1 protein-coding gene is annotated in these 322 nt (G+C 60.6%); it reads left to right on the top strand.

Features of this window, described 5'->3' with window-relative positions:
* Positions 1-107: 107 nt before the first annotated feature.
* On the top strand, positions 108-322 hold a 215-nt coding region (locus tag RCF13_RS07195; protein ID WP_308141012.1), incomplete at its 3' end, for a hypothetical protein.

Here is a 322-nt window from a genome sequence, read left to right on the forward strand (position 1 = left end):
TCGTTGGTTCGAGTCCAACTCCCGCCTCGTCGGCGGGATAGCTTAGATGCTGACAATGCGCACACAAACGCAAAGGCAGTTCGCCGGTCTGGCTAAGGGCGTTCATCGTGGATATCGTCCCGTACCGTTCGGCCATGGTGCCGCCGCTGGAGAAGGATACGCATTATATTTACGGGCGGAGCGATCAGGTGCTGGCGTATATCGCCTGGACCGTGCAGCGCTGCGCGCCGCTTATCGAGCGGGCAGGAAGCGCTGCGGCCGGGGGAAGAGACCGGAAGCGGGATGACGCCGGCATAAGACCATACTTGATAAAAGAGGAGGG

It is taken from the genome of Stenotrophomonas maltophilia group sp. RNC7 (assembly GCF_030910085.1).
Lineage (GTDB): Bacteria > Pseudomonadota > Gammaproteobacteria > Xanthomonadales > Xanthomonadaceae > Stenotrophomonas > Stenotrophomonas sepilia.